Raw genomic sequence first — 25,643 nt, forward strand, 5'->3', positions numbered from 1 at the left:
TGATCAAGGAGTTGGTGTCCGGTCGGCCTGGTCCGGGTGACGTAAACCCCTTGATCACCGGGCTGGTCAGGTGCCGGCCAGGTGACGGCGCACCAGGGCGTCCCGCTCCAGGATCAGGTCGACCATCTGCCAGAACTCGGCGAGCCGGGGATGGGTCAGCCCTTCCTCGCGGCTGAGCTTGCGGCCGAAGATCGGGCTGTCCCCCGCGACCTCACCACCGTTGACGAGCGTCGCGGCCGGCCCCGGCGAGCCGGCCACCGGCCCGACCCGGCAGCCGAAGGTGACGTGGTCGTCGACGTCGTCGCGGCCCCAGCTGCCCAGGATCGCGTCGATCCAGACCTCGTGCGCGCCGTCGTGGTGGTAGCAGCTCGCGAAGTAGACGGCCACTGTCGCGTCATCGGTGCGGATGTCGGCCCAGGTCCGCTCCGCGGCGGTGTCGCAACAGCCGCAGACGAACTCCCGTGCCTGGCGCGTACTCTCGTCGATCCTCAGTTCCACGGCGCGAACCCCTAAGGCACTTGACGGGGCGGCGCGGCGGTGCGATGGTTAACTACATGAGTAATGAACCAACGGAGCTGGTATGGATGACGGTCGGCCGATCTTCGTCCAGATCGCGGAGCTGATCGAGAACTCGATCATCGACGGGACGTACGCGGAGGAGACCCAGGTGCCGTCCACAAACGAGCTGGCGGCGTTTCACCGGATCAATCCGGCGACCGCTGCCAAGGGGATCAACCGCCTGGTCGATGACGGGATTCTCTACAAACGCCGGGGAATCGGAATGTTCGTGGCAACGGGGGCCAGCGAAACACTCCGAGAGCGTCGCCGGCACGAGTTCTCCGACCAGTACGTGCGGCCCCTCATCGAGGAGGCCCGAAAATTGGGCATCGGCACCGAGGAGCTGAAGAAGCTCATCGAGACATGGGAGGAGCAACGATGAGCGTCGTGGCGGCTGCCGGCCTCACGAAGCGGTACGGCGACGTGGCCGCTCTCGACAACGTCACCTTCACCCTGACGGGAAACAAGATCTACGGCCTCCTCGGCCGCAACGGTGCCGGAAAGACGACGCTGATGCAGCTGATCACCGGCCAGCAGAGCGTCTCCAGTGGCGACCTGACACTCTTCGGCGAGCGGCCGTACGAGAACGAGCGGGCGCTGTCGCGGGTGGTCTTCATCAAGGAGAGCCAGACGTACCCGGCCGCCTACCAGGTCCGGCACGTCCTGAGCCTGGCCGGGCGGCTGTTCCCGAACTGGGACGAGGACTTCGCGCAGTCCCTCGTGGACGACTTCGAGCTGCCACGCAAGCGCAACGTGCGCAAGCTGTCCCGCGGTATGACGTCCGCGCTGGGCGTCACGATCGGCCTGGCCGCACGGGCGCCGCTGACCTTCTTCGACGAGCCGTACCTCGGTCTCGACGCGGTGGCCCGGCAGCTCTTCTACGACCGGCTGCTGGTCGACTACGCCGAGAACCCGCGCACCGTCGTGCTCTCCACGCACCTCATCGACGAGGTGGCCGACCTGATCGAGCACGTGGTGCTGCTCGATCACGGCAGGCTGCTGCTCGACGCGCCCAGCGACGACCTGCGCGGCGAGGTGATGGAGGCGACCGGCCCCGCCGAGGCGGTGGACGAGTTCGGGACCGCGTACGCGGTGCTGCACCGCGAACAGCTCGGCGGCGCCGCCCGGACGACGCTACGCGGCTCGTTCGACAACGCCGAACGGCTGCGCGCCAAGAAGCTCGGCATCGACCTGGCACCGGTATCGCTGCAGCAGGCCGTGGTGCGCCTGACGACGGAAAGGACGAACTCCCGATGACTCGCATCCTCGACGTCGCCCGGATGCACACCATCGCCTGGATCGGCCAGCTGGCCTGGCCGTGGGGCATCATGGCCATCTCGCTCGGCGTCAACCTGCTGATCTTCGCCTCGATCGACGAGGCGGCGCCGGGCAAGAACACCACGGGCGGTCTGGCCAGCCTCTACATCGTCTGCTCGATCGTCGCCGCCGCATCGATCAGCCAGGTGTTCCCGTTCGCCCTCGGCATGGGCGTCACCCGGCGCACCTTCTACCTCGCCACGGTGCTCGTCAACGTGGTGCAGGCGGTCGCCTACGGCGTCCTGCTCTACCTGCTCAACCTGATCGAGGGCGCCACCGGCGGCTTCGGGATCGAGCTCCGGTTCTTCCGGATCCCGTACATCGACGTCGACAACGGGCTGTTGCAGATCGCCGTCTACGCGGTGCCGTTCCTGTTCCTGAACTTCGTCTCCATCTTCGTCGCCGTCTGGTACGTCCGGTTCGGCATGAACGGCCTGCTCGGTGCCGGCGCGGCCCTGATCCTGGTGGCCGGCCTGCTCACCGCGCTGGTCATCTGGCAGGACTGGTTCGGCGACATCTGGCAGTGGTTGAGCAGCCAGCACCAGGTCAGCCTGCTGGTGGGGTGGCCCGCCCTGGTGGCGGTGGTGGCCGCGATCGGAGGCATGGCGGCCATCCGCCGGGCGAACGCCTGACGGCAGGTACGGGTGGCGGTCGCCGGTACGCGCGAGCGGGCCGGCGACCGCCCCGGTGCCCATCCAGCACACCCAGAAGCAGGCCCACCATGCCCCGGATAGCGTTCTCCGGTCCGGCATCCGATGTCGCCGCCACGCACGTCCACATGTCGGCCGGCTTGTCCGCCAGCTCCCAGCAGAGCTCGAATTCGCCGTTCACCGTGCCCCGGGCGACCAGTTCGCTGCCGAAGCCGCAGTCGCACTTGAGCCGTTTTCTTGTGCTGCCGCTTTACTGCTCGCTGCCCCACGTTCACAAGTCGCGCATTCGCCCTCTGGGCGCTCCTTGAGCAGGTCCGCGCACTCCGTATCCAGCCTGGCGCCGCCGCCGTTGTCGATATTTTTCGATTTTCCGCACACCCTGGGGCCTGGACGGTATCTTCTGGTTTGGCAATGAAGTTTCCGAGCAAACCAGCCATTGAGGAGTGGAGCCATGGCAAAGCTGGGAGTCGTGCGGAACGATTCAAACCGCCCTGTAATGACAGTGAATTCCGAACAGGGCGCGGGCGATGTTTTCGAAGCAAACAAGGACAAGGACTGCGATGGCTGGGCCGTGACGTTTCCATGGGCGACGCGGAAAGACAAATTTCTATGGATTGCCACCAAGGGCGACTGTTACAGGTTCCACGAGAAGTCGGTAGGGGGCAAGAACGTCATAGAAGGCTGTGGAATGGATGGGAAAATCACGGATTGGCTCGATACTCCTTCTGGCGCCGACATTGAGGCGGTCGTTGATGCGGAAGAAAACTGACATTGAAGAGCTTGTCAGCCTGAGGCCATCCCGTTCGCCCGCCGGCCCGCCCTCCTGAGGAGCGGGCTACCGCCCGACCCGCCACATCAAGACGGCCCTCGACACACGTTCGGACGCTGGCGGACCGGGCAAGGTCTGCTCGGTTGCCCAGGTCGTGCACCCGCCGTCCTGAAGCCGGAGCGTCCCGCGCCGGAGACGCGGTAACCACAACCCCGCGCCGCCGGTCGATGAGGCGTGGGGGCTGCACCCCGCGGTGCGCCCCAGAGCGAGGCACCACCGTTCTGAACTGCGGAAACAGGCCGGATTCAGACGTTGAAGCGGAACTCCACCACGTCGCCGTCCTGCATGACGTACTCCTTGCCCTCGATCCGGACCTTGCCGGCGGCCTTGGCCGCCGCCATCGATCCGGCCTCGACCAGGTCGTTGTAGGAGACCACCTCGGCCTTGATGAACCCGCGCTGGAAGTCGCTGTGGATCACCCCGGCGGCCTCCGGCGCGGTCGCGCCGACCGGGATGGTCCAGGCCCGCGCCTCCTTGGGGCCGGCCGTCAGGTACGTCTGGAGCCCGAGCGTCCGGAAGCCCACCCGGACGAGCTGGTTCAGGCCCGGTTCGGACTGCCCGATCGACTCCAGCAGCTCACGGGCCTCGTCCTCGGGCAGGTCCACCAGCTCGGACTCGATCTTGGCATCCATGAAGATCGCCTCGGCGGGCGCGACCAGGCCGCGCAGCTCGTCGAGGAACTCCTCGTTGCCCAGCTCGGCCTCGTCGACGTTGAAGACGTAGAGGAACGGCTTGGTGGTGAGCAGGTGCAGCTCACGCAGGTGTTCCAGCTCGACCTTCGCGGCGGCGGCGCCCGCGTACAGGGTCACGCCGTTGTCGAGGACCTCGACCGCCTTCTTGGCGGCCTCGACGGCGGCGGCCCGGTCCTTGCGGAGCTTGGCCTCCTTCTCCAGCCGGGGCAGCGCCTTCTCCAGCGTCTGGATGTCGGCCAGGATCAGCTCGGTGTTGATCGTCTCGATGTCGTCGGCCGGAGAGACCTTGCCGTCGACGTGCACCACGTTCGGGTCGGAGAAGGCACGCACCACCTGGCAGATCGCCGAGGCGTCGCGGATGTTGGCGAGGAACGCGTTGCCGCGGCCCTGCCCCTTGGAGGCGCCCCGGACCAGTCCGGCGATGTCGACGAACGAGACCGGCGCCGGCAGCACCTTCTGCGAGGAGAAGATCTCCGCCAGCTTCGCCAGCCGCTCGTCGGGCAGCCCGACCACGCCGACATTAGGCTCGATGGTGGCGAACGGGTAGTTCGCGGCGAGCACGTCGTTCTTGGTCAGCGCGTTGAACAGGGTGCTCTTGCCCACGTTGGGCAGGCCGACGATGCCGATGGTGAGACTCACGACGAACCAGCTTACGCGCTTCGCCACCCGCGCCGGGCAGGCAGGTCCGCGAACCCGGTCACTCCGGCGCGGCGGAGAGCAGGCGCGGCTCGATCCGGGTCTCCCGGACGGTGCCGTCCTCGGCGCGGACCAGCTCGTACGCGGCCACGCCGGGCCGGTCGGCCACCGCCTCGGCCAGCCGGGTGCCCCGGTAGATCAGTCCGACGCCGTCGTCGGTGCAGTGGCTGGCCGGCAGCGTGCCGTCGGCGACCAGCCGGTGCATCAGCGGGCGGCGCTGCTCCTCGCTGTCGTAGTGCACGCCATTGCCGTACGGGAGCCAGCCCAGCCCTTCGGTGAAGGGCCGCAGCGTCGGGCCGTAGCTGTCGGTGGCGCCACCGGTGTGCCAGCAGATCGAGCCGGCGGACACCCCGCCGAGCACCACGCCGGCCTGCCAGCACTCGTGCAGGATCTCCGGCAGGCCGTGCACCCGCCAGACCGCGCAGAGGTTCGCCACGCTGCCGCCGCCGACCCAGACGACGTCCTGCGCGAGCAGGTGGGCGCGGATGTCCTCGACGTTCGGCATCGGGTAGAGCGCCAGGTGGGAGGCGCGGAACCGGGTGCCGGCGAAGGCGCCGTAGAAGACGGTGAACCCGGTCGGCTGGTCGCCGGTGGCCTGGCCGAGGTAGCAGACGCGGGGCGCGTCACCGGCCCCGGCCAGCTCGGCCATCAGGTCGAACAGGGCGCTGGGCCGGGCGTCCCAGGGGCCACGGCGACGGCTGGCGAAACCCATGCTGGTGGCGACGATCGTCGGTTCGGTGGCGGGCACGGGCGTCCTTCCGGCCGGTGACGGGTGCCGATCATTGTGCCGGATCGGCGGGTCCGGCCGTGGCCGCTGCGAGCAACGTACGAAGCAAATCGGCGAGCCGTTCCTGGTCGGCGGGCGGCAACGCGTCGAGGATCCGCCGTTGCACGGCGAGGCCGGCCTCGGCCGACTCCTCGACCACCCGGCGACCGGTGTCGGTGAGGCTGACCCGCAGCGCCCGCCGGTCGGCCGGATCCGGCGAGCGGCGCACCAGGCCGGCCCGTTCGAGCCGGTCGAGCCGCCCGGTCATGCCGCCGGAGGTGAGCATCAGCGAGGCGGCGAGCTCCTTCGGCGCCAGCGTGTACGGCGCGCCGGAGCGTCGCAGCGCTGCGAGCACGTCGAACTCACCCCGGCCGATGCCCCAGCCCGCGTACACCTTCTCCTGGCCGTCGCCGACCAGCCGGGCGAGCCGGTAGATGCGGCCGAACACGGCCATCGGTTCGGGCCGCATGCCGGGCCGCTCCCGTTGCCACTGCTCGACGATCACGTCCACCTCGTCGCCTGTCACGGCTGCCGATTGTGCCGCACGTCCCACTTCCTCTTTTCGCTAACCCCTGATTAGCTTAGCGCTAAGATACTTAGCCACGAGAAGGAGGCTTCCATGAACCCTCGCTGGACCGACGTCGCGCTCACCGCCGCCGCCCCTGTCACCTGGGGCACCACCTACCTCGTCACCGCCGAACTCCTCCCGCCGGACCGGCCGCTCTGGGCCGGCGCGATCCGGGCCCTCCCGGCCGGCCTGCTGCTGCTCGCCCTGACCCGCCGACGACCACACGGCGTCTGGTGGGGACGAGCCGCAGTGCTCGGCGCGCTGAACATCGGGGTGTTCTTCCCGCTGCTGTTCCTCGCCGCGTACCGGCTGCCCGGCGGCACCGCCGCCGTGCTCGGCGCCGCGCAGCCACTGCTGGTGGCGGTGCTCACCGTCGCCCTGCTCCGCGACCGCCCCACCCGGCCCGCACTGGTCGCCGCCGCGGCCGCACCGCTCGGCGTCGCGCTGGTGGTGCTGCGTCCCGGCGCCGGTCTCGACCCGCTCGGCGTCGCCGCCGGGCTGGCCGGCGCGGTGGCGATGGCCGCCGGGCTGGTGCTCACCCGCCGCTGGGGGCGGCCGCCCGGAGTGGGCGTCCTCACCGCGACGAGCTGGCAGCTCGTCGCCGGTGGCCTGATGATCGTGCCGGTCGCCGCCGCCGTCGAGGGCGCGCCGCCCGCGCCCGACGGGCCGGCGGTGCTCGGGTACGCGTGGCTCGGGCTGGCCGGCACCGCGCTGGCGTACGTGCTGTGGTTCCGTGGCGCGGCGCGGCTGCCGGTGTCCCGCGTGTCGGTGCTCGGCACGCTGAGCCCGCTGACCGCCGCGGCGCTCGGCTGGGTGGTGCTCGACGAGGCGCTGGACCCGGTCCAGCTCACCGGCTTCGCGGTGGCGGTGGCGGCCACGGTGCTCGCCCAGATGCCGGACCGATCGTCGCGCCCGCACCCGAGCGACAGGACGTCGCCCGGGTCGCCACGCCGTCAGCCGGCCCGCAGCCGGCGCCAGTCGTCCGGCCACGCCTCGGCGGCGACGCCCTCGGGGAGCACGCCGGCCGGCAGCTGCGCGGCTGCCGCGAGCGGCAGCGTGAACCGGTGCGCGGCGGCGGGCCCGGCCGCGTACGACCGGTCGAGCAGCCACCGCACCTCGTCAGCGGTCCAGCCCAGGCCGGGGCGGGCCGCGATCTCCCGGACCAGCCGCAGGCCGACCCGGGTGTCGTCGTCGTAGAAGCGCATGCACCAGTGGTGCGCCCACATGCCGAGCGCGCGCAGCCCGTCCGGGTCGAGGGAACTGGCCAGCCGCCCGCAGGCGGTGTCCGCGAAGGGGCGGCCGGGATCACCGGCCCGGTCGCGCTCGATCGCGCCGTACGCGGCCGGCGCCACCACCCGCATCCGCTCGTAGAAGCCCTCCACCACCGCGGCGTCCAACGGTGCTCGCCCCGATCGCATCAGCGGACACCCCGCCCGGCCACGCTCGCCATGCCCCGCACCTCTTCTTGAGTTGGTGGCGGGACGCTACCGACCACTTACGACACTTTCTCGGATGCGCCCCACATGATCCACGCCACCTCGGCGGGGTGGCGGTGTCCCGGGGCCGGGGATACCGCCACCTCCCCGAGCTGGCGCGACTGCCTCATGTCATGTCTGAATCCCGCCAGCCGAGCCGGGGAGCTGCGAGGCAGGATCGTGGCATGGAACTGGACTTCGAGCGGTGCTACCGGGCCGTCGACAGCCGCGACCCGCGGTTCGACGGCTGGTTCTACACCGGTGTGACGTCGACCGGGATCTACTGCCGGCCGTCCTGTCCGGCAATGACACCCAAGCGACGCAACGTCCGGTTCTTCCCGTCCGCCGCCGCCGCGCAGGGGGCCGGGCTCCGGGCGTGCCGCCGGTGCCGGCCGGACGCGGCACCGGGCTCACCCGAGTGGGACGTCCGGGCCGACCTGGTCGGCCGCGCCATGCGGCTGATCGCCGACGGCGTCGTGGACCGGGACGGGGTGCCCGGCCTGGCCACCCGGCTGGGCTACACCGAGCGGCACCTGCACCGGATGCTCCGGGCCGAGCTGGGCGCCGGCCCGCTGGCACTGGCCCGGGCCCAGCGCGCGCAGACCGCCCGGATCCTGATCGAGACCACCGGCCTCGGCCTGGCCGAGGTGGCCTTCGCCGCCGGGTTCGGCAGCATCAGGCAGTTCAACGACACGGTCCGCGAGGTCTACGGCGGCACCCCGTCCGAGCTGCGGGCCCGGCGGCGCGGCCCGGCCACGGCCACCGGGGCGGGCACGCTCTCGCTGCGGCTGGCATACCGGCCCCCGCTGCACGCGGGCGCGCTGCTGGACTTCCTCGCGCTGCGCGCACTCCCCCGCGTCGAGGTGGTCCGCGACGGCACCTACCACCGAGGGCTGCGCCTGCCGCACGGTCCCGCCACGGTGGCGCTGACCCCCGCCGACGGCCACATCGACGCCACGCTGCGGCTGGCCGACATGCGTGACCTGGCCCCGGCTGTGGCCCGCTGCCGCCGCCTGCTCGACCTGGACGCCGACCCGGTCGCGGTGGACGCCGTCCTGGCCGCCGACCCGGCGCTGGCCCCGGCCGTCGCGGCCGAGCCCGGCGTCCGGCTGCCGCACGCGGTCGACGGGTTCGAGCTGGCCGTCCGCGCCGTCGCCACCCAGCAGGTCTCGCTGGCCTCGGCGCGCACCACGCTCACCCGCCTGCTCGCCGCCACCCGGGCCGCGAGCGGGGCGGGTGGCGACGACCCGGCTGACGGCCTGGTGGCCTTCCCCGGTCCGGCGGAGGTGCTCGCGGCGCCGGACACGGCGTTCCGGATGCCGGCGGCACGCCGGGAGACGCTCCGCGCGCTGGCCCGCGCGGTCGCCGACGGCGACCTCGACCTGGAACCCGGAGGCGACCGGGAGGAGACGGTCCGGCTCCTGGCCTCGGTGCCCGGCATCGGCCCGTGGACCACCGGCTACCTGGCCATGCGCGCGCTCGGCGACCCCGACGTCGCGCTCGCCACCGACCTGGGCGTACGCCGGGGCGCGGCAGCGCTCGGCCTGCCCGACGACCTGAAGACCCTGTCCGCGTACGCCGACCGCTGGCGTCCCTGGCGGTCGTACGCGACCATCCGACTCTGGAGAGCAGCATGAGCACTGTGGACAGCACAGTCATCGACACCCCCGCCGGCCCGTTCAGCGTGCTCGCCGGCCCGGGCGGGTCGGTACGCGCGGCGGGCTTCACCGCCGACCCGGCGGCCCTGATGCCGTTGATCCACCCGAGTCTGCGCGGTGAGCTGCGGAAACGGGCCGACCTCGGTCCGGTGACCGCCGCCGTTCGCGCCTACCTGGACGGTGACCTCGCCGCCATCGACGCGGTAGCGGTCGAGCAGCACACCGGCGGGCCCTTCCTGACGCACGCCTGGCGGGTGCTGCGCGACGTCAAGCCCGGCGACCCGGTCACCTACACCGGGTTCGCCGCGCTGGCCGGACGACCGGCTGCCGTGCGGGCCGCCGCGGCGGCCTGCGCCCGCAACGCCGCCGCGCTGTTCGTGCCCTGCCACCGGGTGCTGCGTACCGACGGCACGCTGGGCGGGTACCGCTGGGGGCTGGATGTGAAGAAGTGGCTTCTCGGGCATGAGGGACGGGTGACGGTTAGCTGACAGCCCGTCTGCCACCCCCGACGGCTACCGTCGGGTAGTGCCCGCGTCCAGCGACGGCAATCCCGCGGCGCATCTCCGCGCCCGGTCCCAGCCGCTGCGCAACCTCTGGCGGCTGCGGCCCTACCTGCGCCCGTACGCGATGGAGTTCGCCTGGCTGCTGGTGGCGGCGCTCGCCGCCACCGCGGCGAGCCTGGCCGTACCGCTGGTGGTGCAGCGGGTGGTCGACGGGCCGGTGGCCCGTCACGACGAGGCCGGGCTGCTCCGGCTCGGTGGCCTGGCGCTGCTGCTCGGCCTGGCCGAGGCGGTCCTGATCTTCATTCGCCGCTGGACGCAGTCGTCGTCCTCGGTGGGCATGGAGGCCGCCATCCGCGCTGACATCTACGCCCACCTGCAACGGCTTCCGGCCTCCTTCCACGACCGCTGGCAGTCCGGCCAGTTGCTGTCCCGGATCACCAGCGACCTGTCGGTGATCAGGCGGTTCCTCTCCTTCGGGCTGCTGTTCCTGGTGCTCAACCTGGTCACCTACGCGGCGGTGGTGGCGCTGCTGATCCGGCTGCACCCGTGGCTGGGGCTGCTGGTCGCGGCCAGCGCCGTACCGCTGTTCCTGATCAGCCGCCGGTTCGCGCGCCACTACCACGCGGCGTCGCGCCGGATGCAGGACCAGCAGGGCGACGTCGCCACACTGGTCGAGGAGACGGCGCTGGGGTTGCGCACGATGCGGGCATACGGGCGCGGGCCGGAACTGGCGGCCCAGTTCGCCGTCGGCGCACGCCGGCTGCACGACACCGGGATCGGCAAGGCCCGGCTGCTGGCCCGGACGTCAGCGCTGTTCGACCTGGTGCCCAACCTGACGCTCGGTGCCGTCCTGGTGGCCGGCGCCGCGGCGGTCGCCGAGGGCGTGCTGTCCATCGGCGAGCTGGTCGCGTTCGTCAGCCTCCAGCTCATGCTGATCTGGCCGGTGCAGTCGCTGGGCTGGATCATCGCCAACGGCCAGGAGGCCGCGACCGCCGCCGACCGGATCCAGGAGGTGCTGGACACACCTCCGACCATCGTGGACGGCCCATGGGCCCGGCCACTCGACCGGGGCGAGGTACGCGGCCGGCTCCGCTTCGAGGCGGTCGGCTTCCGCTATCCCGGCACGTCCGCGCCGGTGCTGCGCGACCTGGACCTGACCGTCGAACCGGGCGAGACGATGGCGCTCGTCGGCATCACCGGCTGCGGCAAGAGCACGCTGCTGTCGCTCGTCCCCCGGCTCCACGAGGCGACCGGCGGCCGGATCACGCTCGACGGGCACGACGTGCGTGACCTGCGGTTGGATTCCTTGCGCCGGCTGGTCGCCGTGGCGTTCGAGGAGCCGACGCTGTTCTCCATGTCGGTCTGGGAGAACCTCACCCTGGGCCGGCCGGACGCGAGCGAGGACGAGGTCCGGGCCGCGCTGACGCTGGCCCAGGCGGAGTTCGCGTACGAGCTGCCGTGGGGGCTGGCCACCCGCGTCGGTGAGCAGGGGCTGTCGTTGTCCGGCGGGCAGCGGCAGCGGCTCGCGCTGGCGCGGGCGGTGCTCGGCCGGCCCGCGGTGCTGGTGCTCGACGACCCGCTCTCCGCGCTCGACGTGCACACCGAGGCGCTCGTCGAGGCGGCCCTGCGCCGGGTGCTGCGGGAGACCGCGACCACCACCCTGCTGGTGGCGCACCGCCCCTCGACAGTGGCGCTGGCCGACCGGGTGGCGTTGCTCGACGGCGGCCGGATCGTCGCCGTCGGCACCCACTCGGAGCTGCTGGCCCGGGTGCCCGCGTACCGGGCGGTGCTGTCCGCCGAGCCGGAGCGCCGGACCGGCGGCGTCGGCCTGGTGCGCTCGTGACCGGCCGCGTGCCGCGGGTACCCCGGCCCCGCGACGCGCCGAACGGCTCCGGCACCACCGGCGCGCGCGGTGGCAGCGGCGACCCGGCCCCACCGGACAGCCACGCGACGACCGGCGCGCCCCACGGCGGCGGTGACGACCTGTCCCGCTGGCGGGGGCGGGCCACCGATCCGGACGCCGACCGCAGCCGGGCCGAGGACTCGTCCCCGGAGGCGGTGGCCCGGCTGCGCGCCCGCAGCCGGGTGCTGCTGCGGCTGTTGCTACGCCCGCACCGGCGGGCGCTCGGGCTGGCGGTGGCGTTGCTGCTGGCCCAGAACGCCGCCGCGATGTCCGGGCCGTACCTGGTCATGCTCGGCATCGATCGGGGCATCGGGCCGCTGCGGGCCGGTGACGCGGGCCCGCTGGTTGCTGTCGCCGCCGCGTTCGTGGTCGCCACAGCTGTCGAGTACGCGGCCCGGCGCGCGTTCCTCACCCTCGCCGCCCGGATCGGCCAGGCCGTCCTGCTGGACCTGCGCCGCCGGGTGTACGGGCACTTCCTCCGCCTCGACGTCGGGTTCCACGAGCGCTACACCTCCGGCCGGATGGTGTCCCGGCTGACCAGCGACCTGGAGTCGATCGCCGAGCTGGTCGACGGCGGCATCGACAAGCTGGTGATGGCCGGGCTGTCGGTGCTGTCGGTGGCGGGCATCCTGCTCTGGCTGGACCTGCCGCTGGCGGCGGTGACGCTGCTCGCGTTCCCCTTCCTGTTCGTGCTGTCGCGCTGGTTCGCCCACGCGTCGGCCGGGGCGTACCGGCGCACCCGGGAGGCGGTCGCGCTGGTCATCGTGCACTTCGTCGAATCGCTGCGCGGGATCCGGGCCGTGCAGGCGTACCGGCGGGAGGACCGCAACGACCGCATCTTCGCCACCGTGAACGACGACTACCGGCGTTCCAGCCTGAACGCGTTCCGGCTGATCGCGATCTACTCGCCGGGCATCCGGTTGATCGGCAACCTGACCGCGGCGGTGGTGCTCGGGTACGGCGGCTGGCGGGTGCTGGGCGGCGGCGTCGAGGTGGGCGTGCTCGCCGCGTTCCTGCTCTACCTGCGCCGCTTCTTCGAGCCGATGGAGGAGTTGAGCCAGTTCTACAACTCGCTCCAGTCGGCGACCGCCGCGCTGGAGAAGCTGGCCGGCGTGCTGGACGAGCGCCCGGCGGTGCCCGAACCTGCCCGGCCGGTGCCGCTGCCCGCCGGGCCGCCGCGCGGGGCGATCGTGTTCCGCGCCGTCGGCTTCGGCTACCGCCGCCGGACGCCGATCCTGTCCGGCCTGGACCTGACCGTGCCGTCCGGGCAGACGGTGGCGCTGATCGGCCCGACCGGCGCCGGCAAGTCCACTGTCGCGAAGCTCGTGGCCCGCTTCCACGACCCGGACGCGGGAGCGGTCCGGCTGGACGGAGTTGACCTGCGCGACCTGGCCGACGCCGAGCTGCGCCGGGCGGTGGTGCTGGTGACTCAGGAGACCCACCTGTTCAGCGGTTCCGTGGCCGACAACATCAGGTTCGGCCGCCCGGACGCCGACGACGAGGCGGTGGTCGGCGCCGCGCGGGCGATCGGCGCGCACGACTTCATCGCCGCGCTGCCCGACGGGTACGCCACCGACGTGCACCGGCGCGGCGGCCGGCTCTCCGCCGGGCAGCGGCAGCTCGTGGCGTTCGCCCGGGCGTTCCTCGCCGACCCCCGGGTGCTGATCCTCGACGAGGCGACCTCGGCGCTCGACGTGCCGACCGAGCGGCTGGTGCAGCGGGCCCTGCGCAGCGTGTTGCGCGACCGTACCGCCCTGGTCATCGCCCACCGGCTCTCCACCGTGGAGACGGCGGACCGGGTGCTGGTCCTCGACGGCGGGCGGATCGTGGAGGACGGCCCACCGGCGGAGCTGATCGCGGCCGACGGCCGCTACGCCGCCCTGCACCGCCAGTGGCGCGACTCCCTCCTCTGACCGCCCTGCGCGGGGTGGGGAAAGTCGTGGAGTGCGGCGGCCCGGCTGCCTACCATCGGCTGATGACCGACACGACGAGGAGCGCCCGCGGCGGCGTCCCCGAGCGTCCGAGCCTGGACGGCCTCGAGGAGACCTGGGCCCGCCGCTGGCAGTCCGACGGCACGTACGCGTTCGACCGCACGAAGGAGCGGCCGGACGTATACGCGATCGACACTCCCCCGCCGACCGTGTCGGGCGAGCTGCACATGGGACACGTCTTCTCGTACACGCACACCGACGCGGTGGCCCGGTTCCAGCGGATGCGCGGGCGGACCGTCTTCTACCCGATGGGCTGGGACGACAACGGGCTGCCCACCGAACGCCGGGTGCAGAACGTCTACGGCGTGCGCCCCGATCCGGCGCTGCCGTACGACAGGGACTGGCGCCCGCCGGCCGCACCGGTGGACGACGCGGCCCGGAAGAACCCGACGGCGATCTCCCGGCGCAACTTCATCGAGCTGTGTGAACTGCTCACTGCCGAGGACGAGAAGGCGTTCGAGACGCTGTGGCGGCGGCTCGGGCTGTCGGTGGACTGGTCGCTGACGTACACCACGATCGGTTCGGCGGCCCGCGCGGCGAGCCAACGCGCGTTCCTGCGCAACCTGGCCCGGGGCGAGGCGTACCAGGCCGAGGCGCCGACGCTGTGGGACGTCGGGTACGGCACCGCCGTGGCGCAGGCGGAACTGGAGGACCGGGAGCGGCCGAGCGCGTACCACCGGCTGCGGTTCACCGGCCCGGACGGCCGCGAGGTGCTGATCGACACCACCCGCCCGGAGCTGCTGCCGGCCTGCGTGGCGCTGGTCTGCCACCCCGACGACGAGCGGTACGCGGACCTGGTCGGCGCGGCTGCGCGTACCCCGGTGTTCGGGGTCGAGGTGCCGGTGCGCGCGCACCCGCTGGCGGACCCGGCCAAGGGCACGGGCATCGCGATGGTCTGCACGTTCGGTGACCTGACCGACGTGACCTGGTGGCGGGAACTGCGGCTGGACACCCGCGTGGTGATCGGCCGGGACGGGCGGCTGCTGCCGGAGCCGCCGGCCGGCGTGCCGGCGCAGCCCTACGCGGCGCTGGCCGGGCAGACGGTGAACGGCGCCCGGCGGACGCTGGTGGAGCTGCTTGCCGACGCGGGCGACCTGGTCGGCGAGCCACGGCCGATCACCCATCCGGTGAAGTTCTACGAGCGCGGCGACCGGCCGCTGGAGATCGTCTCGACCCGGCAGTGGTATCTGCGCAATGGCGGCCGGGACGCCGGCCTGCGCGAGGAGCTGCTGGCCCGGGGGCGGGAGCTGCGCTGGGTGCCGGAGCACATGCGGCACCGGTACGAGCACTGGGTGGGCGGTCTCACCGGCGACTGGCTGGTCAGCCGGCAGCGGTTCTTCGGCGTGCCGGTGCCGGTGTGGTACCGGCTCGACAACGTTGGCGAGCCGGACTGGTCCCACCCTCTCATACCGGACGAGGCGATGCTCCCGATCGACCCGACGAGCGAGCCGCCGCCCGGTTACGACGAGTCGCAGCGCGGGCAGCCGGGTGGTTTCACCGGCGACCCGGACGTGCTGGACACCTGGGCCACGTCGTCGCTGACCCCGCAGATCGTCGGCGGCTGGGAGACCGACCCGGACCTGTTCGGCCGGGTCTTCCCGATGGACCTGCGCCCGCAGGGGCACGACATCATCCGGACCTGGCTGTTCGCCACGGTGGCCCGGTCCCACCTGGAACACGGCGCGCTGCCGTGGCACACGGCTGTGCTCTCCGGCTGGATACTCGACCCGGACCGCAAGAAGATGTCGAAGTCCAAGGGCAACGTGGTCACGCCGATGGCGCTGCTGGAGCGCAACGGATCCGACGCGGTCCGCTACTGGGCCGCCAGCGGCAAGCCGGGCACGGACCTGGCCTACGACCCGGCCCAGGTCAAGGTGGGCCGCCGGCTGGCCACCAAGCTGCTCAACGCGTCCCGGTTCGCGCTCGGGCTGGGCGCCGCCGACGCGCTGCGGGCCCCGGTGACCCAACCGCTGGACACCGCGATGCTCGCCGAACTGTCCGGCGTGGTCGGGGTGGCGACGTCCGCCTTCGACGGGTACGACCACACGGCCGCCCTGATGGCCGCCGAGGCGTTCTTCTGGCGGTTCTGCGACGACTACATCGAGTTGGTGAAGGAACGCGCCTACGGCACCGGGCCGGCCGCCGACTCGGCCCGGGCGGCGCTGGCGACCGCGCTGTCGGTGCAGTTGCGCCTGTTCGCGCCGGTGCTGCCGTTCGTCACCGAGGAGGTCTGGTCGTGGTGGCGGTACGGCTCGGTGCACCGCTCGCCGTGGCCGACCACGTACGAGGTGTCCCGCACGATGGCCGCGCCGGGTGACCCGGAGCTGCTGCGGCTGGCCGCGGACGCGCTGGGCCAGGTGCGCCGCGCCAAGTCGGAGCGGAAGCTGTCGATGAAGGCGGACGTGCCGCTGGCCGAGGCGCTCGGACCGGCGGCGGTGCTCGACCAGCTCGGCACCGTCGCCGACGATCTGCGCGCGGCGGGCCGGATCGCGAAGCTCGACCTGCTGCCCGACCGCACCACCGAACTGGTCATCGCCTGCGCGTTCTGACCCTGTGTAAGGAAGGGCCCCTTATTAACGCCTGGCGTTGTAGAAGGGGCCCTTCTTAACACCTCGAAGGGCCGGCGGCGGTAGGTGCCTCAGCTCGCCGCGCAGGCGGTCTTGAGCTTGGCCCGGGCGGCGGTGAGATCCGCCTTGCTCGGCGCCGTGGCCCAGGTGTCGGCGAGGTCGGCCATGGCGGTGGCGACGCCCCTTACCGCGCCGTTGACCTCGTCGCTGCTGGTGAAGGCGTGCGTGTAGAGCGTGGCCGAGCCGGCCGAGTACTGGGCGCTGACCGCCGAGTGGCCGGCCGGCGGGCCGATCTTCTCCGCCTCGGCCACCTCCTTGAGGGCGGCCGTGATGTCCTTCTCCGCCTTCGCGCAGGCCGTCCGGGTGGCGTCGTCGAGGCCCGCCGGCGCTGGGGTCACCGGCGGCACGGACGTGGCGGCGGGGGCGGAGGGTGTGGACCCGTTTTCCGGCGTTCGCGCCGGAAAACGGGTCCCGCCCCGGGCTCAGCTCGTCTCGCCGGCCACGCTGAACGAACGCAGGCGGTCGATCGCCAGCACCGTGAACCCGATCGCCACCAGGGCGGTGAGCACGGCCGCGACCGGCACCGAGACGCTGGTGCCGAGCAGCGGCGTCGGCGCCATCCGGTCGGCCAGGGCGATCACCCACTGCTGGATCGACAGCACCCGGGTGCCGCCGACGAACCGGCCCAGCAGCCCCTCCCAGATCAGCACGTAGACCAGGCCGAGCAGCACCGGCCGCCGGGTCACCAGGCTCAGCGCCAGGAACAGCGCCGAGTACGCCAGCGCGCCCGCCGCCGAGGCGGCGACAAGTGCCAGTCCGAGGCGTACCGAATCGGCCAGCACGCCCGCGACGTAGATCGGGACGCCCACGGTGACCGCGCTGACGCCGGCCGCGACCGCCAGTTTCGGCAGCACGATCTGCCAGCGCGGCAACGGCTTGGTGAGGATGTGCACGACGGTGCCGTCGTCGATCTCCGCACCCAGCACGCCGGTGCCCACGATCAGCGAGACCACCGGCAGCACCACGGCGAGGCCGAGACCGACGAGCACCGGCGGACCCCACTGGCCCGGGTCGACGCCGAGCGACCGGCAGAGCACCGCCAGGCCGATCAGGATCAGCGGCAGCGGCAGGAGCATGAGGAACCGGCTCCGGCCGAACAGGCCGCGCGCGGTGATCCAGGTGACTGTCGACATCATGCCTCCACCAGATACGAGAAGACGCTCTCCAGCGACTCGTCCTCCGGCAGGAGCTGCCGGACCCGGATGCCGTGCCGGAGCGCGATCCGGGGCAGTGCCCGGGTGAACGCGCCGTAGTCGCCGGCCTTGACGGTCAGGCCGGTACGGTCCAGCTCGACGCCGGAGACCGACGCCTCGGCCATCAGCGCCACCGCCAGTGCCCGGTCGTCGGTGGAGCGGACCGCGAACACGTGCGGCCGGTTGGTCATCAGGCGGCGGATGGTCCGGTAGTCGCCGGAGGCGGCGAGCCGGCCGGCCACCATCACCTGGACCGTGCCGGAGACCTGCTCGACCTCCTCCAGGATGTGCGAGCTGAACAGGATGGTCCGTCCCGCGTCGCCGAGCCGGTGCAGCAGCGCCATCATGTGCAGCCGCTGGCGCGGGTCCATCCCGTTGAACGGCTCGTCGAGCAGCAGCACCTGCGGGTCGTGCACGAGCGCGGCGGCGACCCGGGTGCGCTGCCGCATGCCCTTGGAGTAGGTGCCGATCCGGCGGTTCTGCGCGTCCTCCATCTCGACCAGCTCGATCGCCCGCTTCGTGGCCGCCTCGGGGTCGGGCAGCCGGTGCAGCTTCGCGCTGGCGAGCACGAACTCGTACGCGCTGAGGAACGTGTGCACCGCCTCGCGCTCGCTGACCAGGCCGAGCCGCCGGTAGACGGCGGGGTTGCGCCAGGTCGGCTCCCCGTCCAGCGTCACGGTGCCCCGCGACGGGGACAGGAAGCCGGCCATCATGTGCAGCAGCGTGGTCTTGCCGGCGCCGTTGGGGCCGAGCAGGCCGGTCACGCCGGGGCCGAGCCGCATGGTGACGTCGTTGACCGCCACCACGTTGCCGTACCAGCGGGAGACACCGGCCAGGTCGAGCGTGCTGGTCGCGGCGGCGGGCGCGCCGGCCGTCGACTGGGTGCTGATCGCCGTCATCGGGCGGCCACCTTCCGGTATCGCAGGAGCAGCAGGCTGACGCAGGCGGCGACCAGCAGCACGGCGACCACGGCGTAGACCGGCCCGAAGTCGCCGATCGGCATGCCGCCCCGTCCCTGGGTCAGCCGGTCGCCGAGCGCCCAGTTGCCCACGCCGCCGACGAGTGTCGGCGGGGAGGCCAGGAAGGCCAGCTCGTTGACGGTTGTCGACGGCAGGATGTTGAGCACGCCGACCACCGGCGTGGTCATCAGGAAGACCGCCACGATGCCGCCGGCGGCGAACGCGCGCTTGCCGGTGAGCGAGGCGACGAGCAGGGCGATCGAGGCGAACACCACCGCCCAGAGCCCGGCGTAGAGCAGCCCGGGCAGCAGGTCGAGCAGTTCGTCCCACACCCCGCCGATACCCCGCTTCGTGGTGAACGCGGCGCCGAGGAACATCACCAGTTGCGGGCCGCCGAGCAGCAGCCAGATCGCGGTCACCAGCGCCAGCAGCTTCGACAGGGCGTAGTCGCCGCGCGGCAGCGGCCGGGAGAAGTACAGCGGCAGCACGCCGCTGCGCAGGTCGCGGGAGACCAGCTCGGGCGCGGCCACCGCGGCGAAGAAGATGACCAGCCAGCTCATCGCGTCGGCGAACTGGGCGTACGTCATCACCACCTCGCCGATCTGGCTGCGTACCGCGGTGAGCCCGGCGGCCACCACGGTGACCACGGAGACCACCAGCCACGGGAAGATCTTGGCCTTGGCGCTGCGGCCCAGCCCGAACACGGTACGCACGCCGTGCAGGTAGAGCGCGCCGAAGACCTGCCGGCGGCCGAGTCGCGGGCCGGTGTAGCGCTGGTAGCCGATGTCGTGGATGACCCCGGTCGCGTCAGACATGGCTGGGCTCCCTCGTGGCGAAGAGTTCGGCCACCCGGTGCCGCCGCTGGTCCAGCCGGTGCAGTGGCAGGTCCAGCTCGGCGACCGCGCCGAGGATCTGGTCGTAGGTCGCGTCGTCGGCGAGCGGCACGAGCAGCAGCCGCCCGTCGCGGCTCACCGGCAGGTCGAGCGCGGCGAGCCGGGCGGCGAGTTCCTCGGTGCCCTCGCTCACCTCGACGGCGAGCACGTCGGTGGCGGTGGTCATGGCGGACACCCGGTCGGCGCGCAGCAGCCGGCCGCCGTCGATGGCGACGAGCGTGTCGCAGATCCGCTCGACCTCGCCGAGCAGGTGCGAGCAGACCACCACCGAGATCCCGAACTCGGTGCCGATCCGGTGGATCAGCGCGAGCATGGCGTCCCGGCCGGCCGGGTCGAGGCCGTTCGTCGGCTCGTCGAGCAGCAGCAGATCGGGATCGTGTACGAGCGCCTGGGCGAGCTTGACCCGCTGCTTCATGCCAGTGGAGTAGCCACCGACGGCCCGGTGCCGCTCCTCGTGCAGACCGACGTGGCGCAGCGCCTCGGAGGCCCGTTCCCGGGCGACGGTGCGCGGCAGCCCGCTGATCCGGCCCAGGTGGGTGACCAGCTCGGCGGCGGACAGGTCGGGCGGGAGGGCGTCGTGCTCGGGCATGTAGCCGACGCGGGCGCGGACCGCCGCCGGGTCGGTGGTGGGGTCGAGGCCGAGCACCTGCACCCGGCCGCTGGTCGGGCGGAGCAGACCCAGCAGGATCTTGATCAGAGTGGACTTGCCGGCGCCGTTCGCGCCCACCAGCCCGATGATCCCCGGCTCGACCGACACGGTGAGGTCGGCCAACGCGGTGACCCGGCCTCCGTACGTCTTGGTCAGCGACTCGGTCGCGAGCAGTGTCACGCCGTTCAGCGTAGAACTCCGGGGCTGCGCCGGAGCCCGTCCGGACCCCGGCGATCCCCTGATCCTCGACCGCTTGCTCCCCTAGGTGGCGGGCGGGGTGGCGGCCACGCGGGGAAGCTGCCACCGTGTGTGGGCGAATCGACGGGGGGCGGTATGAGCGACGGCACGGACCGGCCGGTGGTGAGCGTGGTGGTGCCCACGTACAACTGCGGTGCCAACATCGATCCGCTCGTCGCCTCGCTGACGCGGCAGGGGTTGCCGCCCGGCGGGTACGAGGTGATCTTCGCCGACGACGGGTCGACAGACGGTACGCCGCAGCGGCTGGACGAGCTGGCCGCCGCCGACCCGCACGTGCGGGTGCTGCACCTGGAACACTCGGGCTGGCCGTCGCACCCGCGCAACAGCGGGCTGGAGCAGGCGCGCGGCGAGTACGTCTTCTTCGCCGACGACGACGACTGGTTCGGCGACGAGGCGCTGGCCCGCCTGCACGCCTGCGCGCGGGACCACGATGCGGACATCGTCATCGGCCGGATGGTCGGGCACCGGCGGGGCGTCCCGCGGGAGCTGTTCCGGGAGAATCGGTTCGGCGTCACGCTCGCCGACGCGCCGCTGGCCGACAGCATGACCTGTCACAAACTGTTCCGGCGGTCCTTCCTGGAACGGCACGGGCTGCGGTTCCCGGAGGGTCACCCGCGCCGCCTGGAGGACCACCGGCTGATGGCGGCGGCCTACCTGCTCGCCGAGCGCGTCTGCGTGCTGGCCGACCACCCCTGCTACCACCACGTCCGCCGGGTGGACGCGGGCAACGTCACCGCCACCCGGATGGACCCGGCCGAGTACTACGGGGCGTTGCGGGCGGCGCTGGACATCGTGGCCGCGCACCGCCCGGCCGCCGGGGCCCGCCTCCGGCTGCACCGGCGCTGGCTGCGTAAGGAGATGCTGAGCCGGCTGCGCGGGCAGGCCCTGCTGAACGCGCCGCGGCAGTGGGCCGACCAGGTGGCCGGCGAGGTGGGTCAGCTCCTCAAGGAGCGCTTCGCGCCGGAGGCGGTCGCCGGGCTGCCGCCGATCTTCCAGGTGATCGCACACCTCGCCGGGCAGGGGCGGACGGCGGATCTGCACCGGCTGGCGGAGTGGGAGGCGAGCATCCGGGCGCGCGCCACAGTCGACAGGTGGCGGGTACGGGGGCGGACGCTGACCGTCGGCGTCTCCGCCGACCTGGCCGCGGGTGACGAGCCGCTGCGCTTCGACGACCAGGGGCTCCCGGTGCTCCCGCTGGCCGACACGACGCCGGCCGGCGCCGTGCTGCGGGCCGGCGGGGCGAGGACCGACCTCGTCGTCCGCCGCCGGGAGACCCGGGAGGAGTTCTTCCTGTCGGTCGACACCGGCACCGAGCGGGCCGACGACGGCCGGGTACGGCACCGCAGCACCGCTACCGTCGACTTCGCGGCGCTCAACGGCGGACGGACCCGGGGCACCTGGGAGGTGCGGGCCCGGGTGATCCAGGCCGGCTGGGCGCTCGACACCCGGCTGCCGCTGGTGGTGCGTTGCGCGGCCGACGGCGGCCCGCTCCGGGTGGAGGACGCGCGCCGGCTGCGGTCCCGGATCCGTCGCGCGGTCCGGCGACTGCGGGACCGCGCGGTCGGCCGGTCGGCGCGCGCCGGCAGCCGTTCGCACGATCGACCGGCCGCGGCCGGCCGGTAAGGATTCGGTGACCCCGGTTCGTCCTCGGCACGGTCGCCGCACACGCGATCACCGGGAGGCCGGGTGGCGCTCTCGACCGATCGCCGGTGGGCTGCGAAACTGTGTGCCGGCCGGTGAGTTGGGGGTTCGATGAGCAACGGGTGGCTGCTACCCGAGGACGTTCTGCGGGATGCGCCGTCGTACGCGCCCAGACCCGCTGAGCTGGCCGATCTCCAGTTGTTGCTGAGTGGGGCGTACGCGCCGCTCACCGGTTTCCTGAGCCGGGCCGACCTGGCCTCGCTGAACCGGCGCGGCCGGCTGGCCGACGGCACGTCCTGGCCGGTTCCGGTGACGCTCCAGGTGCCGGCGGCGCTCGCCGACGGGCTGGACCCGGCCGATCCGGCACGCCGGGCGGTGGTGCTCACCGACGGTGAGGGCGCGCCGGTGGCGGCGATGGACGTGTCAGACGTCTGGCCGGGCCGTGAGGGCATGGTGGGTGTCGGTGGCGCGGTGCGCCGCCTGGGCGACGGCGGCCACGGGCCGTTCCAGCGGCTGCGGCGCGGCCCCGACGAGGTGCGCGGCCTGCTGCCGCCGGGCCGGGTGCTCGGCGTGTTCGCCGACCGCCCGCTGCACCGGCCGCAGCTGGCGCAGATCGCGCACGCGGCTCGTACGCTCGGCGCGCACCTGCTGGTGATGATCCCGGTGGGTGAGGAGTCGATCGGCGGGCTGCCGGCCGAGGCGCTGGTGCGCAGCGTGTTCGCCGCCCGCGACCGGATGCCCCCGGCGACGCTCGTGGCGGTGCCGCTGGCCCGGCGGCGCGACGAGATCAGCGACGCGCTGCTGCGGGCCCGGGTCGCCGCCGCGTACGGGGTGACCCACCTGCTCTCCACCGAGGGCATGCTCTCCGGCGCCGGCCTGCGCGTGCTGGTGCCCCGCGAGCTGGCCTACGACAACCGGGACGGCCAGTGGCGCTGGCGTGAGGACATCCCGCCGCGCAACCGCCGGCTGGCGCTGAGCACGCGGGAGATCGACGACCTGCTGGACCGGGGGTTCCCGCTGCCCGAGTGGCACACCCCGCCGGCGGTGGCGAAGGAACTGACCCGGGCCCGTCCGCCGCGGCGGCACCGGGGCCTGGTGATCTTCCTGACCGGCCTGTCCGGCTCGGGCAAGTCGACGATCGCCAGAGGGCTCGCCGACGTGCTCCGCGAGCAGGGCGACCGCACGATCACGCTGCTCGACGGCGACGTGGTGCGGCGGGAGCTCTCCGCCGGGCTGGGGTTCAGCAAGGCCGACCGGGATCTCAACGTACGCCGGATCGGCTGGGTGGCCGCGGAGATCGCCCGGCACCGGGGGGTCGGCATCTGCTGCCCGATCGCGCCGTACGCGGCAGCTCGCGCCACCGCCCGGGAGATGGCGGAGACGGCCGGGGCGGGCTTCCTGCTGGTCCACGTGGCGACGCCGCTGGCGGTCTGTGAGCAGCGCGACCGCAAGGGCCTGTACGCCCGGGCCCGGGCCGGCCTGATCACCGGGATGACCGGCATCGACGACCCGTACGAGGAGCCTACCGACGCCGACCTGGTGGTCGACACCTCGGAGCTCAGCGTCGAGGAGGCTGTCGGGAAGGTGATGGAGCACCTCACCGAGACGGGCTGGGTGGAGCCCCGCCTCCAGCCCGCCTGATCGTCTGATCGCCGGCCGCGTTCCGGCACACAGCACGTCGACCGCCGCCGTCCGGACTTCCGGACGGCGGCGGTCTCGCATCACCCCTCGTTGCGCGGTAGTGTTCGTCTTTGTTGGAACACGTTCGACCGCGTGAAGTGTCCGCGCGGCCGGTGAGACGCGGAGGTGAGCCGGGGATGCTGGCGCGGCAGCGGCAGACGGCGATCCTGGAACGACTGCGCCGCGCCGGCGGCGTCCGGGTCACCGAGCTGGCGGCCGAGTTCGGCGTCTCCGACATGACCATCCGGCGCGACCTGGACACGCTGCACGAGCAGGGCCTGCTCGCCAAGGTGCACGGGGGCGCGACGCCGGCCGGTCCCGGCTCGACCGACGAGCCCGGCTTCCACGCCAAGTCCGTCCGCCAGTCCGCCGAGAAGGCCGCGATCGCCGAGCACGCCGCGCTGCTGGTCCGGCCCGGCGCCGCGATCGCGCTCTCCGCCGGCACCACCACCGCCGAACTGGCCCGGCGGCTGGTGGACGTGCCCGGCCTCACAGTGGTCACCAACTCGCTGCCGGTCGCGGAGGTCCTGCACGTCGGCGGCCGGCCGGACCAGACGGTGGTGCTCACCGGCGGCGTCCGCACGCCGTCGGACGCGCTCGTCGGCCCACTCGCCGTGGCCGCGATCGCCGCGCTCCACCTGGACCTGCTCTTTCTCGGCGTGCACGGGATCAGCGAACGGGCCGGTTTCACCACGCCCAATCTGATGGAGGCGGACACGAACCGGGCGCTCGTGGCCGCGGCGGACCGGCTCGTGGTGCTCGCCGACCACACCAAATGGGGCACCGTCGGCATCTCGTCGATCGTGCCCCTGGACGCGGCGGACGTGCTGGTCACCGACGACCGGTTGGCACCCGAGGCCCGACGGGTACTCGACGACAGGGTGGGTGAGCTGGTGACGGTGCCCACGACGAGGGGGGCGGAGTGAAGCGTACGCAGATCGCGCTGGCCGACGGCCGCGAGCTGATCTACTTCGACGAGCGAGACGACGCGGTCCGCGACCAGCCGGACCGGCGGGACCTGCCCCCTCCCCCGCCCGCCTCGCAGCTGCGGTACGACCCGCTGACCGACGAGTGGGTGGCGGTGGCGGTGCACCGGCAGACCCGCACGTTCCTGCCCCCGGCCGACCAGTGCCCGTTGTGCCCGTCCCGGGGGGAGCGGCACAGCGAGATCCCGGCGCCCGACTACGACGTGGTGGTCTTCGAGAACCGGTTCCCGTCGCTGAGCCAGCGGGTGGCCGACGAACCGGTCGAGATCACCCCTTTCACCCCGGTACGCCCGGGGCGCGGCAGGTGCGAGGTGGTCTGCTTCACCGACGACCACAACGCGTCGTTCGCCCGGCTCTCCCCGGCCCGCGTGCGGACGGTGCTGGACGCGCTCGCCGACCGCACCACCGCGCTGAGCGCGCTGCCCGGCGTGGAGCAGGTCTTCCCGTTCGAGAACCGGGGCGTGGAGATCGGAGTGACACTGCACCACCCGCACGGGCAGATCTACGCGTACCCGTTCGTCACGCCGCGCACCCGCACCATGCTGGCCGCCGCCCGGCGGCACGCCGAGCGCACCGGGGGCAACCTCTACGCCGACGTGCTGGCCGCCGAACGGGCCTCCGGGGTCCGGGTGGTGACGAGCAACGAGCACTGGACCGCGTACGTGCCGGCTGCGGCGCGCTGGCCGTTCGAGGTGCACGTGGCGCCGCACCGGCCGGTGCCGGACATCCCCGCGCTCGACGACGCCGAGCGGGACGCGTTCGGGCCGCTCTACCTGGACCTGCTGCGCCGCTTCGACGGGCTGTTCGACATGCCCATGCCGTACATCGCGGCCTGGCACCAGGCGCCGGTGCGGATCGACAGGGAGCTGGGCCACCTGCACCTTCAGCTGTTCAGCATCCGGCGGGCCAAGGACAAGCTGAAGTACCTGGCCGGGTCGGAGTCCGGCATGGGCGTGTTCATCAACGACATCGCCCCCGAGCGAGCCGCCGACCTGCTCCGCTCCGCGTGAAAGGAAGGGCCCCTTATTAACGCCTGCGGTAGAGGAAGGGCCCCTTCTTAGAGGTCCTAACTTTTTGAGGGTGGGCGTAACCGACTGGATGTGAGGGTCGTTTCGTCTGAACGTGAGGAGGGGTGAGCAGCCGCCGTGGAT

Annotated in this window: 23 protein-coding genes and 1 pseudogene; 14 read left to right on the plus strand and 10 right to left on the minus strand. The window is 72.8% G+C overall.

The window, feature by feature from the left end:
* Positions 1-66: 66 nt before the first annotated feature.
* Entirely contained in the window at positions 67-498 is a 432-nt protein-coding gene (locus AB0C17_RS23085) for a hypothetical protein (RefSeq protein ID WP_357474693.1), read from the minus strand.
* Between the two features lie 82 nt (positions 499-580).
* Here AB0C17_RS23085 and AB0C17_RS23090 point away from each other — a divergent pair, with 82 nt between their 5' ends.
* The 4 genes from AB0C17_RS23090 (at position 581) to AB0C17_RS23105 (ending at position 3,294) form a co-directional block, all read left to right on the plus strand.
* The gene (locus AB0C17_RS23090) at positions 581-940 is read left to right on the plus strand and encodes a GntR family transcriptional regulator (RefSeq protein WP_262015862.1); all 360 of its coding nucleotides are present in this window, start codon (positions 581-583) and stop codon (positions 938-940) included.
* Positions 937-1,815 (plus strand): ABC transporter ATP-binding protein, encoded by an 879-nt coding sequence (locus AB0C17_RS23095; RefSeq protein ID WP_357390949.1) that lies wholly within the window; start codon positions 937-939, stop codon positions 1,813-1,815. Before AB0C17_RS23090 ends, AB0C17_RS23095 begins: the two co-directional genes overlap by 4 nt.
* Positions 1,812-2,507 carry an ABC transporter permease gene (locus AB0C17_RS23100; RefSeq protein WP_357474703.1) on the plus strand — a complete coding sequence of 232 codons (696 nt, stop codon included), beginning with the start codon at positions 1,812-1,814 and terminating at the stop codon, positions 2,505-2,507. The genes AB0C17_RS23095 and AB0C17_RS23100 overlap by 4 nt, the downstream gene beginning before the upstream one ends.
* A 469-nt stretch (positions 2,508-2,976) precedes the next feature.
* Positions 2,977-3,294, plus strand: a complete 318-nt coding sequence (locus AB0C17_RS23105; RefSeq protein ID WP_357390945.1) for a hypothetical protein — start codon at positions 2,977-2,979, stop codon at positions 3,292-3,294.
* 305 nt (positions 3,295-3,599) lie between these two features.
* On the opposite strand, the gene ychF is transcribed toward AB0C17_RS23105, so the two are convergent.
* Genes ychF through AB0C17_RS23120 form a run of 3 tightly spaced genes read right to left on the minus strand, consistent with a single transcriptional unit; the run spans position 3,600 to position 6,034 of the window.
* Positions 3,600-4,685, minus strand: a complete 1,086-nt coding sequence (gene ychF, locus AB0C17_RS23110) for a redox-regulated ATPase YchF (protein ID WP_357480390.1) — start codon at positions 4,683-4,685, stop codon at positions 3,600-3,602.
* A 58-nt stretch (positions 4,686-4,743) separates the two neighbouring features.
* Positions 4,744-5,490, minus strand: a complete 747-nt coding sequence (locus tag AB0C17_RS23115) for a peptidase E (RefSeq protein ID WP_357391100.1) — start codon at positions 5,488-5,490, stop codon at positions 4,744-4,746.
* A gap of 31 nt (positions 5,491-5,521) precedes the next feature.
* Positions 5,522-6,034: a MarR family transcriptional regulator gene (locus tag AB0C17_RS23120; protein ID WP_357391098.1), complete on the minus strand. Its 513-nt coding sequence runs from the start codon at positions 6,032-6,034 to the stop codon at positions 5,522-5,524.
* A gap of 93 nt (positions 6,035-6,127) precedes the next feature.
* On the opposite strand from AB0C17_RS23120, the pseudogene AB0C17_RS23125 reads away from it, so the two are divergent.
* Positions 6,128-6,949 (plus strand): annotated as a pseudogene (locus tag AB0C17_RS23125) (EamA family transporter); the annotation flags it as partial.
* 80 nt (positions 6,950-7,029) lie between these two features.
* Here AB0C17_RS23125 and AB0C17_RS23130 read toward each other — a convergent pair.
* On the minus strand, positions 7,030-7,494 hold the full coding sequence (locus AB0C17_RS23130) for a hypothetical protein (protein ID WP_357391096.1): 465 nt from the start codon (positions 7,492-7,494) through the stop codon (positions 7,030-7,032).
* Between the two features lie 242 nt (positions 7,495-7,736).
* Here AB0C17_RS23130 and AB0C17_RS23135 point away from each other — a divergent pair, with 242 nt between their 5' ends.
* The 5 genes from AB0C17_RS23135 (at position 7,737) to valS (ending at position 16,155) form a co-directional block, all read left to right on the plus strand.
* On the plus strand, positions 7,737-9,188 hold the full coding sequence (locus AB0C17_RS23135) for an AlkA N-terminal domain-containing protein (protein ID WP_357480393.1): 1,452 nt from the start codon (positions 7,737-7,739) through the stop codon (positions 9,186-9,188).
* Positions 9,185-9,697, plus strand: a complete 513-nt coding sequence (locus AB0C17_RS23140) for a methylated-DNA--[protein]-cysteine S-methyltransferase (protein WP_357480396.1) — start codon at positions 9,185-9,187, stop codon at positions 9,695-9,697. Before AB0C17_RS23135 ends, AB0C17_RS23140 begins: the two co-directional genes overlap by 4 nt.
* A 139-nt stretch (positions 9,698-9,836) precedes the next feature.
* The gene (locus AB0C17_RS23145) at positions 9,837-11,555 is read left to right on the plus strand and encodes an ABC transporter ATP-binding protein (RefSeq protein WP_357480421.1); all 1,719 of its coding nucleotides are present in this window, start codon (positions 9,837-9,839) and stop codon (positions 11,553-11,555) included.
* Positions 11,556-11,695: 140 nt separating this feature from the next.
* Positions 11,696-13,528: an ABC transporter ATP-binding protein gene (locus AB0C17_RS23150; RefSeq protein ID WP_357391104.1), complete on the plus strand. Its 1,833-nt coding sequence runs from the start codon at positions 11,696-11,698 to the stop codon at positions 13,526-13,528.
* A 62-nt stretch (positions 13,529-13,590) separates the two neighbouring features.
* A complete protein-coding gene (gene valS / locus AB0C17_RS23155; RefSeq protein ID WP_357480399.1) occupies positions 13,591-16,155 on the plus strand; it encodes a valine--tRNA ligase in 2,565 nt (854 codons plus the stop codon).
* A gap of 89 nt (positions 16,156-16,244) precedes the next feature.
* Here the strand turns inward: valS and AB0C17_RS23160 are convergent, their stop codons facing one another.
* The 5 genes from AB0C17_RS23160 to AB0C17_RS23180 form a co-directional block, all read right to left on the minus strand.
* A complete protein-coding gene (locus tag AB0C17_RS23160) occupies positions 16,245-16,571 on the minus strand; it encodes a hypothetical protein (RefSeq protein WP_357480402.1) in 327 nt (108 codons plus the stop codon).
* Positions 16,572-16,655: 84 nt separating this feature from the next.
* Positions 16,656-17,366 carry an ABC transporter permease subunit gene (locus tag AB0C17_RS23165; protein WP_357472048.1) on the minus strand — a complete coding sequence of 237 codons (711 nt, stop codon included), beginning with the start codon at positions 17,364-17,366 and terminating at the stop codon, positions 16,656-16,658.
* Positions 17,366-18,325, minus strand: coding sequence for an ABC transporter ATP-binding protein (locus tag AB0C17_RS23170; protein ID WP_357480405.1), 960 nt, complete (start codon positions 18,323-18,325; stop codon positions 17,366-17,368). The genes AB0C17_RS23165 and AB0C17_RS23170 overlap by 1 nt, the downstream gene beginning before the upstream one ends.
* Entirely contained in the window at positions 18,322-19,200 is an 879-nt protein-coding gene (locus AB0C17_RS23175) for an ABC transporter permease subunit (protein ID WP_357472033.1), read from the minus strand. The genes AB0C17_RS23170 and AB0C17_RS23175 overlap by 4 nt, the downstream gene beginning before the upstream one ends.
* Positions 19,193-20,107: an ABC transporter ATP-binding protein gene (locus AB0C17_RS23180; RefSeq protein ID WP_357391191.1), complete on the minus strand. Its 915-nt coding sequence runs from the start codon at positions 20,105-20,107 to the stop codon at positions 19,193-19,195. The genes AB0C17_RS23175 and AB0C17_RS23180 overlap by 8 nt, the downstream gene beginning before the upstream one ends.
* A 153-nt stretch (positions 20,108-20,260) precedes the next feature.
* Here AB0C17_RS23180 and AB0C17_RS23185 point away from each other — a divergent pair, with 153 nt between their 5' ends.
* The 4 genes from AB0C17_RS23185 (at position 20,261) to galT (ending at position 25,502) form a co-directional block, all read left to right on the plus strand.
* Positions 20,261-21,808 (plus strand): glycosyltransferase family 2 protein, encoded by a 1,548-nt coding sequence (locus AB0C17_RS23185; RefSeq protein WP_357480408.1) that lies wholly within the window; start codon positions 20,261-20,263, stop codon positions 21,806-21,808.
* A gap of 129 nt (positions 21,809-21,937) precedes the next feature.
* Entirely contained in the window at positions 21,938-23,467 is a 1,530-nt protein-coding gene (cysC, locus tag AB0C17_RS23190) for an adenylyl-sulfate kinase (RefSeq protein ID WP_357480411.1), read from the plus strand.
* A 176-nt stretch (positions 23,468-23,643) separates the two neighbouring features.
* Positions 23,644-24,432 (plus strand): DeoR/GlpR family DNA-binding transcription regulator, encoded by a 789-nt coding sequence (locus tag AB0C17_RS23195; protein WP_357391196.1) that lies wholly within the window; start codon positions 23,644-23,646, stop codon positions 24,430-24,432.
* Entirely contained in the window at positions 24,429-25,502 is a 1,074-nt protein-coding gene (gene galT / locus AB0C17_RS23200; protein ID WP_357391198.1) for a galactose-1-phosphate uridylyltransferase, read from the plus strand. Before AB0C17_RS23195 ends, galT begins: the two co-directional genes overlap by 4 nt.
* Positions 25,503-25,643: the final 141 nt, after the last annotated feature.

Source organism: Micromonospora sp. NPDC048887 (genome assembly GCF_040649715.1).
Lineage (GTDB): Bacteria > Actinomycetota > Actinomycetes > Mycobacteriales > Micromonosporaceae > Micromonospora.